This window comes from Gluconobacter roseus NBRC 3990, from assembly GCF_006538885.1.
GTDB classification, from domain to species: domain Bacteria; phylum Pseudomonadota; class Alphaproteobacteria; order Acetobacterales; family Acetobacteraceae; genus Gluconobacter; species Gluconobacter roseus.
Map to the genome: position 1 here is coordinate 588,308 of NZ_BJLY01000001.1, position 13,192 is coordinate 601,499.

16 protein-coding genes are annotated in these 13,192 nt (G+C 61.6%); 12 read left to right on the forward strand and 4 right to left on the reverse strand.

The genetic code is table 11. The features are described 5' to 3' along the window. Window positions 1-73 precede the first annotated feature (73 nt). Genes fabZ through gloA form a run of 4 tightly spaced genes read left to right on the forward strand, consistent with a single transcriptional unit; the run spans window position 74 to window position 2,650 of the window. A complete protein-coding gene (gene fabZ / locus GRO01_RS02535; protein ID WP_141306749.1) occupies window positions 74-553 on the forward strand; it encodes a 3-hydroxyacyl-ACP dehydratase FabZ in 480 nt (159 codons plus the stop codon). 5 nt (window positions 554-558) lie between these two features. After that, entirely contained in the window at window positions 559-1,416 is an 858-nt protein-coding gene (gene lpxA, locus GRO01_RS02540; RefSeq protein WP_062508730.1) for an acyl-ACP--UDP-N-acetylglucosamine O-acyltransferase, read from the forward strand. Between the two features lie 2 nt (window positions 1,417-1,418). Then, a complete protein-coding gene (locus tag GRO01_RS02545) occupies window positions 1,419-2,261 on the forward strand; it encodes an LpxI family protein (protein ID WP_141306751.1) in 843 nt (280 codons plus the stop codon). Then, window positions 2,261-2,650 carry a lactoylglutathione lyase gene (gene gloA / locus GRO01_RS02550; protein WP_062508734.1) on the forward strand — a complete coding sequence of 130 codons (390 nt, stop codon included), beginning with the start codon at window positions 2,261-2,263 and terminating at the stop codon, window positions 2,648-2,650. Before GRO01_RS02545 ends, gloA begins: the two co-directional genes overlap by 1 nt. Here the strand turns inward: gloA and GRO01_RS02555 are convergent. Further along, window positions 2,634-2,870 (reverse strand): hypothetical protein, encoded by a 237-nt coding sequence (locus GRO01_RS02555; RefSeq protein ID WP_231490209.1) that lies wholly within the window; start codon window positions 2,868-2,870, stop codon window positions 2,634-2,636. The two genes, gloA and GRO01_RS02555, sit on opposite strands and share 17 nt — an antisense overlap. 146 nt (window positions 2,871-3,016) lie before the next feature. Here GRO01_RS02555 and rpmH point away from each other — a divergent pair, with 146 nt between their 5' ends. The 6 genes from rpmH to argB all read left to right on the forward strand — a co-directional run bounded on the left by rpmH (window position 3,017) and on the right by argB (window position 7,248). Continuing rightward, window positions 3,017-3,151 carry a 50S ribosomal protein L34 gene (gene rpmH, locus GRO01_RS02560; protein WP_062508737.1) on the forward strand — a complete coding sequence of 45 codons (135 nt, stop codon included), beginning with the start codon at window positions 3,017-3,019 and terminating at the stop codon, window positions 3,149-3,151. A 38-nt stretch (window positions 3,152-3,189) separates the two neighbouring features. Further along, window positions 3,190-3,552, forward strand: coding sequence for a ribonuclease P protein component (rnpA, locus tag GRO01_RS02565; protein WP_083541332.1), 363 nt, complete (start codon window positions 3,190-3,192; stop codon window positions 3,550-3,552). 35 nt (window positions 3,553-3,587) lie between these two features. Beyond that, entirely contained in the window at window positions 3,588-3,800 is a 213-nt protein-coding gene (gene yidD, locus GRO01_RS02570; protein WP_231490219.1) for a membrane protein insertion efficiency factor YidD, read from the forward strand. A gap of 90 nt (window positions 3,801-3,890) precedes the next feature. Next, the gene (gene yidC, locus GRO01_RS02575) at window positions 3,891-5,618 is read left to right on the forward strand and encodes a membrane protein insertase YidC (protein WP_062508742.1); all 1,728 of its coding nucleotides are present in this window, start codon (window positions 3,891-3,893) and stop codon (window positions 5,616-5,618) included. A gap of 17 nt (window positions 5,619-5,635) precedes the next feature. Beyond that, a complete protein-coding gene (yihA, locus tag GRO01_RS02580) occupies window positions 5,636-6,316 on the forward strand; it encodes a ribosome biogenesis GTP-binding protein YihA/YsxC (RefSeq protein ID WP_062508824.1) in 681 nt (226 codons plus the stop codon). Beyond that, window positions 6,313-7,248, forward strand: coding sequence for an acetylglutamate kinase (argB, locus tag GRO01_RS02585; protein ID WP_062508744.1), 936 nt, complete (start codon window positions 6,313-6,315; stop codon window positions 7,246-7,248). The genes yihA and argB overlap by 4 nt, the downstream gene beginning before the upstream one ends. A 30-nt stretch (window positions 7,249-7,278) precedes the next feature. Here the strand turns inward: argB and GRO01_RS02590 are convergent, their stop codons facing one another. After that, window positions 7,279-8,577 carry a sensor domain-containing diguanylate cyclase gene (locus tag GRO01_RS02590; RefSeq protein WP_231490211.1) on the reverse strand — a complete coding sequence of 433 codons (1,299 nt, stop codon included), beginning with the start codon at window positions 8,575-8,577 and terminating at the stop codon, window positions 7,279-7,281. A gap of 279 nt (window positions 8,578-8,856) precedes the next feature. On the opposite strand from GRO01_RS02590, the gene dapD reads away from it, so the two are divergent. Continuing rightward, the gene (gene dapD / locus GRO01_RS02595; RefSeq protein WP_062508826.1) at window positions 8,857-9,687 is read left to right on the forward strand and encodes a 2,3,4,5-tetrahydropyridine-2,6-dicarboxylate N-succinyltransferase; all 831 of its coding nucleotides are present in this window, start codon (window positions 8,857-8,859) and stop codon (window positions 9,685-9,687) included. Between the two features lie 4 nt (window positions 9,688-9,691). Then, entirely contained in the window at window positions 9,692-10,837 is a 1,146-nt protein-coding gene (gene dapE / locus GRO01_RS02600) for a succinyl-diaminopimelate desuccinylase (protein ID WP_062508748.1), read from the forward strand. A gap of 617 nt (window positions 10,838-11,454) precedes the next feature. Here dapE and truA read toward each other — a convergent pair. Then, the gene (gene truA / locus GRO01_RS02610) at window positions 11,455-12,282 is read right to left on the reverse strand and encodes a tRNA pseudouridine(38-40) synthase TruA (protein WP_174787391.1); all 828 of its coding nucleotides are present in this window, start codon (window positions 12,280-12,282) and stop codon (window positions 11,455-11,457) included. After that, on the reverse strand, window positions 12,275-13,189 hold the full coding sequence (gene fmt, locus GRO01_RS02615) for a methionyl-tRNA formyltransferase (RefSeq protein WP_062508750.1): 915 nt from the start codon (window positions 13,187-13,189) through the stop codon (window positions 12,275-12,277). The genes truA and fmt overlap by 8 nt, the downstream gene beginning before the upstream one ends. Between the last annotated feature and the right edge of the window lie 3 nt (window positions 13,190-13,192).

Here is a 13,192-nt window from a genome sequence, read left to right on the forward strand (position 1 = left end):
GCTACTGACACAGACAACACCGCTTGAAGGGCATGGTGAAACGATGGACCGAGTGGACGCTCCAGCTGAACAGATGACTCCCGCGACAGACGCCGCTGCAGAAGGCCATCAGCTTCCCGAGAGCATCGACATCCTGCAGATCATGCAGTCGATCCCGCATCGTTATCCGTTCCTGCTGATCGACAAGATGGTCGAGATCCATGCCGGGCAGTCTGCGATCGGCATCAAGAACGTCACGGTAAACGAGCCGTTCTTTCAGGGACATTTTCCGTCGCACCCTGTCATGCCGGGTGTGCTGATCGTGGAAGCCATGGCTCAGACTGCAGCCACGCTTGTGGTCATGACGCTGGGCAAGGCCTTTGAAGGCAAGCTGGTCTATTTCATGACGATCGAAAACGCCAAGTTCCGTCGCCCCGTTGGCCCCGGTGACCAGCTCCGGATCCATGTGGACAAGGAACGGTCCCGCGCAAATGTCTGGAAGTTCAAGGGCGTGGCCCGTGTTGACGGGGTAGCCGTGGCCGAAGCGACCTTCAGTGCGATGATTATGGGTTGAGCCTGATGCAGATGGCAGGGAAACGTCCCGAAACCGCCGAAATCCATGCGACCGCAATCGTCGATCCGCGTGCGCGGATTGGCGAGAATGTGCGTATCGGGCCCTGGTGCCTTGTAGGGCCCCACGTCACCATTGGTGACGGGGTCTGCCTGCATGCCTCCGTCCTCGTGGATGGGTACACAACCTTGCGTGAAGGCGTGGAAGTCTATCCGTTCGTCACGATCGGTCTGGCTCCACAGGATCTCAAATACGCTGGTGAACCCACGCTGTGCGAAATTGGCGCCAATACGGTCATCCGTGAGAACGTCACGATTCATCGCGGCACTGCGCAGGGCCATGCCCTGACTCGCGTCGGCGCAAACTGCCTGATCATGGCCAACTCCCATGTGGCTCATGACTGTGTTCTTGGAGACCGTGTCATCATCGTGAACAATGTCGTCATGGGCGGCCATGTCGAAATTGACGATGATGCAAAGATCATGGGCTCAGCCGCCCTGCACCAGTTCGTCCGTATCGGACGTGGAGCGGTGGTTGGTGGCGTCTGTGGCGTGGAAATGGACGTTATTCCTTACGGAAGTGTCTTGGGAAACCGCGCGCGTCTGGTCGGCCTGAACTGGATCGGGCTCAAGCGCTCGGGTGTTGGCCCCGAGGAAATGCAGGCCATGCGCCGCGCTTTCCGCACGCTTTATCCCCGTCACGGCGCCAGTGATTCCGTGCTGGAAACCCGTATCGCTGAAGTCCGCAGGGAATATGGCCATCTCCCCCGCATCGCCGAGATGCTGGACTTCATGGAGGCGCCCAGCCGCCGTGGCCTGACCCGTGTCGCGCGTCAGGAAGGGCAATCCGAGACCGAAGGCGCCTGATCGTGGGCGACCGTGGCTGCATCGGCATTCTGGCAGGTTCGGGACCACTTCCCGCGCAGGTCGCCGCCGCAGCCATCGCCAAGGGCCGTAAGGTCTTCATTATCGGTTTTCGGGATTTCGCCGATCGTGCGCTTCTCGAACCCTATCCTCATGAAATCATCCGTCTGGCTGCTGCTGGTGATATTCTGGGGACCCTTAAACAAAATAATTGCCGCGAACTGGTTCTGATCGGCCCGGTTCGGCGTCCCGCCTGGCGCGATCTCCGCCCGGATGCAGAAGGTGCGCGTATCCTGGCCAGGCTGGGTCGTGCCATTTTTTCAGGCGATGATGGCCTTCTCGGCGCTGTCGTCCGCGTCCTCGGTGAGGAAGGTTTCCACGTTCGCGGCGCCCACGAGTTCCTCGAACATGCCACCGGTCGCTCCGGAACCCTTGGCCGCGTCCTTCCTGATGCCCAGGCCAAACAGGATATTGCTCGTGGTGTCGAGGTCCTGAAGGTGATGGCAGCCTTGGATATTGGTCAGGGATGTGTCGTCCAGAACGGGCTTGTTTTGGCGGTGGAAGCTTTGGAAGGGACGGATGCGATGCTGGGGCGCTGTGGGCGGCTCATGCAGGCAGGGAGCGGCGGCGTTCTGGTAAAGATGCCCAAGACAGGGCAGGACCTGCGGGCGGACATGCCGACGATCGGGCTGGAAACGCTGGAGAATGCAGCCCGGAACGGATTGCGGGGCGTTGCGTTCCAGCCCGGAGTGACCCTCATGACGGACCCTGCGGGCTGTGTGAAGCTGGCAGATCGTTATGGGCTGTTCCTCTATGGGCTGACGCCGGAAGATCTAAAGGACAAGTGATGAATACGTTTCTGCATACGATGGTGAGAATCCGGGATATCGACCGGAGTCTGGCGTTCTACAAACTGCTCGGGATGAAGGAACTCCGCCGCAAGGAAGTGCGCGAGGGTCGATATACGCTGGTTTTCATTGGATTCGATGATAATGAGCATGGCCAGGCGGAAATCGAACTGACGTATAACTGGGACCAGGAAACCGACTACGAAGTCGGTACCGGGTTCGGGCATTTTGCGATCGGTGTGCCGGATGTGGCGGCTCTTGTGGAGACCGTGCGCACGGGCGGCGGCAAGGTGACGCGCGAGGCTGGTCCGCTGAAGTTCGGGACGATCATCATCGCGTTCGTAGAAGACCCAGACGGCTATAAGATCGAGCTTATCGAGAAGAAGTAGAGTTTTTTAGCAGTTTCAGCGCGTTTTCCAGCGCGTCGATAATGGTCTGGGCGTTCTGCTGGACGGCTTCGTCGCTGTGAGTGCTGAGGATGTCGGCGCAGAGCAAGGCAGGAGCTAGGGCGTTTCGCAGGTCGTGGCGGAAAGTTCCGCTGTCCTGGGAGCGCCTGCGGGCGGGAGCCGTGGCTGAAACTGACGGAGAACTGTTGCTGGACTCGGGCATGGGCTGAAGTTCCTGTAGGTCTGGCATTGACATGAAGGGCCTGCGTGCTTACAAGCCCGGGTCTCAATCACCGGGCGTTTCGTGCGCCCGATCGACGCGGATGTCCAGCAGTTGAGGCGTCCGCCTGGTTTTTAAGGATCAACGTCATGAAGCGCACGTATCAACCCTCCAAGCTGGTTCGTAAGCGTCGTCACGGTTTCCGTGCACGCAGCGAGACTGTCGGCGGCCGCCGCGTACTGGCCAACCGTCGCACCAAGGGTCGCAAGAAGCTCTCCGCCTGAGTTCGACCCAGATCGGTACGACCCATACACCGAGCCGTTTGAAAAAGCGGCCGCAGTTTCTGCGTGTAGCCGGGAAGGGGCGCAAGGTCGCCACTCCCGGTATGGTTGTGCAGATCCTGCCGGATGACAAAGCGGCCGAAACCCGTGTTGGTTTCACGGTCACGAAAAAAGTCGGTAATTCTGTCATCCGTAACCGCACCCGCCGTCGCCTCCGCGAGGCCCTGCGCCTTGTTGCGCGAGAAGACGGTCTGCCTTCCGGCGATTTCGTTCTTATCGGACGGGACAAGACCCGGGGGCGTGATTTTTCCCTTCTCAAGGATGATCTGCGTCAGGCTCTTCGCAAGGGACTGGATAGCAATTTCAGAGAAAATCCCGGCAGGAGCCGGGATCGGGCGAAATGATTGCGTCTGCGATCAGGCACGCCGTTACGGCCCTGATGCTGTCGCTTATTGACGCCTACAAGCTTTTCATTAGTCCGTTCATTGGTACGAACTGCCGCTTTGATCCGACATGCAGCACTTATGCGTTGACGGTGATCCGAGAGCATGGGCCCATTCGTGGCGGATGGCTGGCAATGCGCCGGATCGGGCGCTGCCATCCTTGGTCTGAGGGGGGCGTAGACCTGCCTCCGAAGCCACACCGGCATTAAAAAAGCCCTCCGCCTATTGTTTTGAATGCGGTTTTCGGCCACTTGAGGCGCAAGCCCTATTCAGTGAGACGAAAGACCGGCATCCGCCCGATGGACACCAAACGCATTATTGCGGCCACACTTCTCTCGGCCCTTATCCTGATCGGTTTCGACTATTTCATGCCGAAGCCCCATCAGGACGATCCCCATCCCGTCACACATGCGCCTGCAGCACAGGTTCAGAACAGTGCGCCGACACCGGCTGCGCCGGCTGTCGAGGCTGCTTCTGAGACACAGGCGACTGCGCGGCGCATTCCGGTGACGGGGCCGGACGTGCAGGGTTCTCTCAACCTGAAGGGCGCGGTGCTGGATGATCTGATCCTCACGAAATATCGCGAGACCCTGGCCAAGGACAGCCCGCTGGTACGGCTGCTGGACAAAGCTGGGAGCGCGCATCCTACGTTCGTCGTGATCGGCTGGACGAATGCTCCGGGCTCCAATGCCCGCGTGCCGGATCTGAATACGGTCTGGGAGAGCTCGGACGAGACGCTGACGCCGGACCATCCGGTGACGTTGCATTGGGATAACGGGCAGGGGCTGGTGTTCTCCATCCAGATCGGGCTGGACGAGCACTACATGTTTGCGGTGAGCCAGACGGTCGAGAACCATTCAGGTCAGCCGGTGGCTCTGGTGCCGTTCGAGCGCGTGCAGCGTGACTATGATGCACCGGAAGGGGCTTTCACCGCGCATGAAGGTCCGATCGCCGTCATCGGTGGTCGGATGCAGGACGAAAGCTACAAGAATCTGCGCAAGGGGGCTGACCATCCGGATCACGTGTCCTGGTTGTCCACGGGCACGAATGGCTGGGATGGCATCAGCGACAAGTTCTGGCTGACGGCGGTGGCCCCTGCGGATGGCACGCCGGTTTCAGCGAGCTTTGCCTATGTGCCGGGAACGCCGGGATCGTATCAAGTAGGCATGTCCACCCAGAACGCCCAGCAGATCATGCCGAACGGTTCCATCACCGAGAAGAGCCATGTCTTTGCAGGTGCGAAGGTCGTCAGCCTGCTTCAGGGCTATAGCAAACAGCTTGGCATTTCGGATTTGGACAAGGCGATCGACTTCGGCTGGTTCAGCTTCCTGACCCGTCCGCTGCTGACGCTGCTTCACTGGCTGTATCTGCATCTGGGCAATTTTGGTCTGGCGCTGATGGCGCTGACGCTGATCGTCAAGATCGTTCTCTTCCCGCTGGCTTCCAAGGCTGCCCAGTCCTCGGCGCGGATGCGTCTGCTGGCGCCGAAGGTCAAGGAGATCCGGGAGAAGAACAAGGACGATCCGATGGCCATGAACCAAAAGGTCATGGCGCTGTATCGTGAAGAGAAGGTGAGCCCGGCGAGCGGCTGTCTGCCGATGCTCATCCAGGCGCCGATCTTCTTCTGCCTGTACAAGATCCTGAACATCAGCATCGATGCGCGTCATGCGCCGTTCTTCGGCTGGATCCATGATCTGTCGATGCCGGACCCGACGAACGTGTTCAACCTGTTCGGGCTGCTGCCGTTCGATCCGACGCATTACTCGTCGTTCCTGCATGTCAGCATCTGGGGCACGGCGCTGGGCCTGACGTTCTGGCTGCTGCAGCGCCAGACCAGCTCGACGGCGAGCCTTGATCCGGCACAGGCGCGGATGATGCAGTTCATGCCGCTCGTCTATGTATTCTTCATGTCCGGCTTCCCGGCCAGTCTTCTGGTCTACTACACCTGGAATAACCTGCTGACGATCGCGCAGCAGATGTTCATCCAGCGCCGGACCGGGCTGCCCGTTCCGGTATCGCGGACCTGAGGCCAGGCAGAGGCATGATGAAAGAAATCCCGGGGCCTCCGACCGAGGCCCAGATCGAGGACGGGCGGCTTCTGTTCGCGGGAGAATGTGAGTTCTTCTTCGGCTCGCAGAAGATTGACCAGCTTCCGCCCGTCGGCCGCCCCGAAGTGGCGTTTGCCGGCCGGTCCAATGTCGGCAAGTCGAGCATCATCAACGCGCTGACGGGGCGTCGGACGTTGGCGCGGGCGTCCTCCGAGCCGGGGCGGACCAAGCAGCTCAACTTCTTCAATCTGGCTGACCGCCTGTCTCTCGTGGACATGCCGGGCTACGGCTTTGCCAAGGCGGCGAAGTCGGTCAAGGAAGACTGGCAGGACATGATGTTCGCCTACCTGCGGGGGCGGACGACGCTGGAGCGGGTCATCCTGCTTCTGGATGCACGGATCGAACTCAAGGCGTCGGACAAGGATGTCATGGAACTGCTGGACCGGGCCGCCGTGGTGTTCCAGATCGTGCTGACCAAATGCGACCAGGTGAAGCCGAAGGCGCTGGCAGCAAAGATTTCAGAAGTCGAGGCGCTGGCGCTCAAACATGCCGCCGCCTATCCACGCATCATTGCCACCAGCAGCGAGACCGGTTTCGGGATCGAGGATTTGCGGGCTGAAATTGCCCGTTTTGCCGTGCCACTCCAGACGTCAGGGGAAGGACAGTCCGGATCATGACCAGTAAGACCCACAGCGACAAGCTGCCTGAAGTCCCGCCCTCCGTTGACATGGAAGAGGCACAACAGCAGGCGGCCATTCTCTCCAGCGCGCTGCCGTTTCTGCGCCGCTATGCCGGCGATACGATCGTCGTCAAATATGGCGGTCATGCGATGGGTGAGGGCAGGCTAGCGCATGCGTTCGGCTATGACATTTCCCTGCTCAAGCTGGTCGGGATCAACCCGATCGTGGTGCATGGAGGCGGGCCGCAGATCAGTGCGATGCTGGACCGGCTGAAGATCCGTTCGGAATTCATCGACGGGCTGCGCGTGACTGACAAGTCGATGGTCGATGTGATCGAGATGGTCCTGTCGGGCAGCGTCAACAAGCAGGTGGCAGAGCTCATTAATCGGGCCGGAGCGCTGGCTGTCGGCATTTCTGGCAAGGATGGCGGGCTGATCCAGGCGCGCAAGCTGACCCGCACGAAGCGCGATCCGGGAAGCGAGATCGAGAAGGTCATTGATCTCGGTTTTGTCGGGCAGCCGGAAAAGATTGATCCGCGCGTGCTGTATGCCCTGCTTGGCGCCGGGCTGATCCCCGTGATTGCACCGGTTGGTGTGGGTGCGGAAGGCGAGACCTACAATATCAACGCGGATACGGCGGCCGGCGCGATTGCGGGTGCGGTGCATGCGTCCCGTCTGCTGATGCTGACGGATGTTCCGGGTGTGCTGGATGAAAACGGCAAGCTCATTGAAGAGCTGAGCGCGGACGAGGCCCGGCGCCGCATTGCTGACGGGTCGATTTCGGGCGGGATGATCCCCAAGGTCGAGACCTGTCTTGAGGCGGTGCAGAAGGGTGCGAAAGCCGCGGTCATCCTTGACGGTCGGGTGCCGCATAGCTGTCTGCTGGAGCTGTTTACACGGGCCGGACCGGGAACGCTCATCAAGGCCTAAGTGGCTGACGCAGAAGAACTGGACTGAGGATTATGGCGCTTCGTGTGAGAAGCGCCATTTTCTGTTTTCGGCCACCCCTTCCTGAAGGGCCTGCATGCCGCGTTCAAGCAGGCTCTCGGGAGTTTCGTCCGCATTGGCTTCACGGGAGACCAGTCCCAGTTGCAGCGGCAGGTGAACCGGCGGATCGATCAGGATGGGGACGCCATGCGCCGTCATCCGTTCGGCGCGTTCTGCGGCGGCGAAACGGTCGCCGCCATCCATCCAGAGTGCAAATGTGTTGTTTCTGATGCGCGCGATGGCGTCAGTCGGACGTACGGCAGTGCGCAACAGCGCGACGCACTGTCTCAGCGCCTCTTCGCCAGCTTCGAAGCCGCGTGTTCTGGAAAGTTCAGTCAGTCCGGGAACGCGGGCGATGATCAGGGTGGCCGCGAGGGACTGCTGATCCAGCCGGCGCGCGCGGCGTTCAATTTCTGCCTTCAGGCCGTTCCAGTTCAGCAGGTTCGACGAAATGTCGTAGTCGGAATCGGTCAGGATGCGGCGGTGGATGCTGTCGAGTTCCCAGAAGCCGGCCAGAAGTGAGCAGACTGCCTGACAGAGCTGCCGGTCCTGCGCTGACCACGGCTCGGGGCGCCACAGGGCCAGGCAAAGCTGTTTGAGGCTGCGGACATTTTCCCGGCAGATCATTACATGCTGTATGCCAACCCGGATGGTCGTGGTTCCGGTCTGGCTGGGATAGGTCGACAGGAGGGCCTCGATATCCTCGGGTGGAGAGGACGAGCTGAACAGGAAGGTACCGGGCGAAGCCGTGTCCAGCAAGGCACCCTCTGCCGAGAGGGGGGCAAGCAGGGCATCCATTGCGGCTGCGGAAGCCAGTCTGGGGACAATGGCCTTGCGCAAAGCTGTCGTGACGGCGGCAAAAATTGCTAGCCTGTCATTGTCGGCCGCGGAAGTAACGGCGCTTTCCCGCGGCGCAGAGATGATGGCCTGAGCGCCGGATATATCTGTTGAGACGGCTTTGAGAGTGCCGCGCGCGCCAGTGATGTGGCCTTCACTGTCCGTGAACGGGCAGGACGACAGGATAACAGTCAGCGGTGTGCCCTGCGGGGTCGTGATCTGAACGGGGGTGCCTGTGTGGGGCTTGAGAACGTCTACGGTGCCGCACAGGGCGCTGAAAGAGCGGCCGATCAGGGACGTAGTAGGCTGTCCAAGCCATGTTTCAGGGGAGATCAGGATGATCCGGCCGCGGCTGTCGGTTTCAAAGACCAGATCTACCGCCTGATAGAGTAGGGAGCGCCAGCGTTCGCGGCTTTCCAGCGTTGATGCCAGCATGTTTCGCAGTTCCTGCGGGGTTCGGTCAGGCGAAGGGCCGTTCATGAATTGGGACAGCAAGGCACGCATATCAGGCAAGGGCGACACATCCCGCAGAAAGCTCTTGGTCGGGCCAGTCGGTCAAAGCCCCAACCGTTTTCATAAGCGTGGCAGGTTAAGAAGTCATTAACAATGCGTGGGTGCGCGCGGGATGTGATCTTGGGCAAAGATCCGTTGACATGAAACGCCTTGAACCGCATGGTCCGGCGGATTTCTGCTTCTTCTTACCGGACCGACATGATGCCGAATGCACCTCTTCGTAATGCCATCGAAGCTCTCTGGGAGCGCCGCACGACTCTCAGCGCCCGTACGGAAGGCGAAGACCGTGACGTCGTGGAAAAAGCCCTTGCCGCGCTGGATTCCGGCGCACTGCGTGTGGCCGAGCCCTCCGAAAACGGCTGGGTTGTTCATGAGTGGCTGAAAAAGGCTGTTCTGCTCTCCTTCCGTCTGAATGACAGCCGGGTCATGGAGCGGGGCTGTGGTGGTGAGCCGGCTTTCGACAAGGTTCCGCTGAAGTTCGACGGCTGGGACCAGTTCCGCTTTGCCGAAGCCGGGTTCCGTGCGGTGCCAGGTGCGATCGTGCGTCGTTCCGCGTTCATTGCGCCGAATGTGGTGCTGATGCCAAGCTTCGTTAATGTGGGTGCGCGCGTCGATAGCGGCACGATGATCGATACCTGGGCGACGGTGGGGTCCTGTGCGCAGATTGGCAAGAACTGCCATATCAGCGGTGGCGCGGGCATTGGCGGCGTTCTGGAGCCGCTACAGGCTGCGCCGGTCATTATCGAAGATGACTGCTTCATCGGCGCACGTTCGGAAGTGGCCGAGGGCGTGGTTGTCGAGAAGGGTTCCGTCCTGTCGATGGGTGTGTTCCTGGGTGCATCCACGAAGATCGTAGACCGTGCGACGGGCGAGATCTTCATGGGGCGGGTTCCGGCTTATTCCGTGGTCGTGCCGGGCACGCTGCCTCCAAAGGAGCCGGGCATGCCGTCTCTGGCCTGTGCAGTCATTGTCAAGCGCGTGGATGAGCGGACGCGGTCCAAGACGTCCATCAACGATCTGCTGCGCGACTGATCCGATGTCGGGCCTGTCCTTTCCTGTCGATCCGGTGGCACTGGCGCGGGATCTGCTGCGCTGCCCATCCGTAACGCCTGCCGATGGTGGCGCTCAGGCGCTGCTGGCGGACGTTCTGGAGGGGATGGGGTTCGAGGTGTTCCATCTGCCTTTCGGGCCTTCAGATGCGCAGACGCCCAATCTTTATGCACGGCTGGGTGAAGGACATCCTTCGCTCTGTTTTGCGGGACATACGGATGTCGTGCCGCCGGGCGAAGGCTGGGCGCATGATCCGTTTGCGGCCGTGGTTCAGGACGGCCGGCTTTATGGACGCGGGATCGCGGACATGAAGGGCGGGGTGGCCTGTTTCGTGGCGGCCATAGCGCGGCGTCTGGAGCAGGGACCGCTGAAGGGTTCCGTCTCGCTGCTGATTACGGGAGACGAGGAAGGTCCGGCGCATTTCGGGACGAAGCCGGTCATTGAATGGCTAGCGGAACGGGGTGAACTTCCGGATTTCTGTCTGCTGGGTGAGCCGACGAACCCCGAGGCTCTGGGTGATGTCATCAAGATCGGGCGTCGGGGCAGCATGAATGCTGTCGTGACCGTGCACGGGACGCAGGGACATGTGGCCTATCCGCATCTGGCGGACAATCCGGTTCATCGTCTTCTGGCGGCATTTTCCGAACTGACGGCGCGGGAACTGGATACGGGAAGCGAATGGTTTGCACCATCTTCCCTGCAGGTCACGAGCATCGATGTCGGGAATGGTGCGACCAATGTCATTCCGGCGCAGGCCGTCGGACGGCTGAATATCCGGTTCAATGATCTGCATACCGGGGCTGCTCTGACGGCGTGGATCGAGGACGTGGTGCGGCGTCATGCACCGCAGGCGGATGTACAGGTATCCATCAGTGGCGAGGCGTTCCTGACGCAGCCGGGAGATGCGGTGACGTGTCTGTCGGAGGCCGTGTGTAGTGTCACAGGGCGGGCACCTCGGCTTGATACCGGCGGCGGCACGTCGGATGCGCGGTTCATTTCGCAGTATTGCCCGGTTGCGGAATTCGGGCTGGTAGGCGCGACCATGCACAAGCGTGACGAACATGTGGAGCTAGGGACGCTGGAAGACCTGACGCGGATCTATCTGGCGTTCATGGAAGGATACGGATTGTGAATTCCGGACGACCGGGTCCGTTTCCTCCTACCGGAAACATGGCCATTCCGCTGGGTGTATGGCTGCTGGGACGGGGGCGGTCCGAAGGGATAAACTGTTTCGCACCCGGAGCAGGAGCCCTGTTCGCGGCTCTGGCGCCAACAATTGCGCTGGCGGTTATCGGGGTGTGGATGGCATTCATGCTGCCGCCCGCCGAACGGCTCATGGGACTGGTGCGGGCTGTGGTGCCGCTGGTCTGCACGCTGTTGCAGCTTGTGGTGTCGGAACTTTATGCAGGCGCCCTGAGCCGCAAGGGTCTGTGGACGCGCTATGCCACGGCCTCGCTGTGGTGCGGGTGGCTGCCACTGGCCATGCTGATCATGGCCCAAGGCGTGCTGCATCTCGTGCTGCCGGGGGCTGCGGCGTCCAGCCAGGCGTTGGGCGGCCTCGCGTTCGGGGCACAGCTCTATACGCTGTGGCTGACCTGGTATGTGACGAAGGTCGGGCTTGTGACGACCGGCTGGCAGGCTTTTGTCATGACCGTTCTGCAGACCCTGCCGGTGGGGGGGGCTACTCTGGGTCCTGTGGCTGTTGCCGCCGCATTACAATGCGGTTGTCGATCTGCTCGGGCTGTCGTCCTAGGAGCAGTTGAAGGGATCGTCGGGATAGCCGACATCCATCAGGCAGAGCCCCTCGGGAGGGGCTGTCTGCCCGGCCGCGCAGCGGTCTTTTGCTTCCAGAATTTCAATGATCTTTTCGACCGGCCACTGACGTGAGCCGATCATCATCAGGGTGCCGGCCATGTTTCGGACCTGATGGTGCAGGAAGGAGCGTGCCTTCGTGTCGATCATGACCAGTTCGCCATCGCGATGGATGTTCAGGACGTCCAGCGTGCGGATGGGGCTTCTGGCCTGACAGGCGACGGCGCGGAAGGATGTGAAGTCATGCGGGCCGAGGAGATGGTTTGCGGCCTGCTGCATGAGGTTCACGTCCAGCGGGCGCTTGATGTGCCAGACTCGGTTTTCCATCAGCCCCGGACGGGCAGGGCGGTTGAGGATGGTGTAACGATAACTGCGCCAGGTCGCGGAGAAACGCGCGTTCCATTCCGGGCCGACTTTTGCTGTTTCCAGCACGACGACGCGGTGTGGTTTGAGGTGGTATCCCATGCCGTCGCGGATCTGCCGGGCGTCGATCGGGGCGTCATCCGGGAAATCGATATGGATGACCATACCTGCCGCATGCACGCCAGCATCCGTGCGTCCGGCGGTGATGCTGGGAACGGGGCGGTTGCGGACCAATTTCGAGGCCGCAGCTTCGATCAGGCCCTGAATGGAGGTGCCGTCGTTCTGCTTCTGCCAGCCGAGATAGCCGGTGCCGTCATATTCGATGCGCAGGGCCCAGCGGTTCAGACCGGTGGGCTCGGCGGCAGGTTCAGCGAGAGGCTCCGCAGCCTGCGTGTCAGACAAGGCGGGTGCCTTTCGGCACGGGCTGGCCGCGCAGGAAGTCGGAGGCGGACATCATGCTGCGGCCGGGTTTCTGCAGGCGATCGATGCGTAGGGCACCGGTGCCGCAGGCAATGGTCAGGCTGTCGTCCAGCGTGGTGCCCGGGGCAGCGTTATGGCTTTCGGTAGGCAGCGGGGTGGCTGCACCGATCTTGAGGACCACATCATCGAGCGTGGTGAACGCGCCGGGCCATGGCGTCAGGCCACGGATCTGGCGGTCGATCTCGGCAGCGCTGCGCGTCCAGTCAACACGGCCGTGATCGCGGGTAAGGCGCTCGGCGTAGGTGACGCCGTCTTCGGGCTGCGGCATAGGTTTCGGCTGTTCGGCGAGGGCGCGGACGACAAGACGGCCGCCGATTTCGGACAGGCGGTCATGCAGCGTGCTGGCGGTGTCGGTTGCGCTGATGGGGGCGGCTTCCTCCAGCAGAACCGCGCCGGTGTCGAGGCCTTCATCCATCTGCATGATGGAGACGCCGCTCCGGGTGTCGCCAGCGACGATGGCAGACTGGATGGGCGATGCACCACGCCAGCGGGGCAGCAGGCTCGCATGGATGTTCAGGCAACCCAGACGTGGGGCGTCCAGCATCGCTTTCGGGAGGATGAGGCCATAGGCGGCGACCACGGCGGCATCGGCGTTCAGGGCGGCGAAGGCTTTGTGTTCTGCTGTGTCGCGGCGGACGCGTGCGGGCGTACGCACCTCGATCCCGGCGGCTTCGGCAGCTTCATGGACCGGCGAGCGGCGGAGCGCCTTGCCACGTCCTGCCGGGCGCGGCGGTTGTGTGTAGACCGCGACCACCTCGTGACCGGCGTTGAGCAGGGCATGCAGGGCCGGAACCGAAAAATCCGGCGTTCCCATGAAGATCAGCCGCATCGG

Bases quoted from the DNA above. Each gene is read 5' to 3' on its own strand.
- fabZ (WP_141306749.1), top strand. From the start codon at position 74: ATGACTCCCGCGACAGACGCCGCTGCAGAAGGCCATCAGCTTCCCGAG.
- lpxA (WP_062508730.1), top strand. From the start codon at position 559: ATGCAGATGGCAGGGAAACGTCCCGAAACCGCCGAAATCCATGCGACC.
- gloA (WP_062508734.1), top strand. From the start codon at position 2,261: ATGAATACGTTTCTGCATACGATGGTGAGAATCCGGGATATCGACCGG.
- GRO01_RS02555 (WP_231490209.1), bottom strand. From the start codon at position 2,870: ATGCCCGAGTCCAGCAACAGTTCTCCGTCAGTTTCAGCCACGGCTCCC.
- rpmH (WP_062508737.1), top strand. From the start codon at position 3,017: ATGAAGCGCACGTATCAACCCTCCAAGCTGGTTCGTAAGCGTCGTCAC.
- yidD (WP_231490219.1), top strand. From the start codon at position 3,588: ATGCTGTCGCTTATTGACGCCTACAAGCTTTTCATTAGTCCGTTCATT.
- yidC (WP_062508742.1), top strand. From the start codon at position 3,891: ATGGACACCAAACGCATTATTGCGGCCACACTTCTCTCGGCCCTTATC.
- yihA (WP_062508824.1), top strand. From the start codon at position 5,636: ATGAAAGAAATCCCGGGGCCTCCGACCGAGGCCCAGATCGAGGACGGG.
- argB (WP_062508744.1), top strand. From the start codon at position 6,313: ATGACCAGTAAGACCCACAGCGACAAGCTGCCTGAAGTCCCGCCCTCC.
- GRO01_RS02590 (WP_231490211.1), bottom strand. From the start codon at position 8,577: ATGCTGGCATCAACGCTGGAAAGCCGCGAACGCTGGCGCTCCCTACTC.
- dapD (WP_062508826.1), top strand. From the start codon at position 8,857: ATGCCGAATGCACCTCTTCGTAATGCCATCGAAGCTCTCTGGGAGCGC.
- dapE (WP_062508748.1), top strand. From the start codon at position 9,692: ATGTCGGGCCTGTCCTTTCCTGTCGATCCGGTGGCACTGGCGCGGGAT.
- fmt (WP_062508750.1), bottom strand. From the start codon at position 13,189: ATGCGGCTGATCTTCATGGGAACGCCGGATTTTTCGGTTCCGGCCCTG.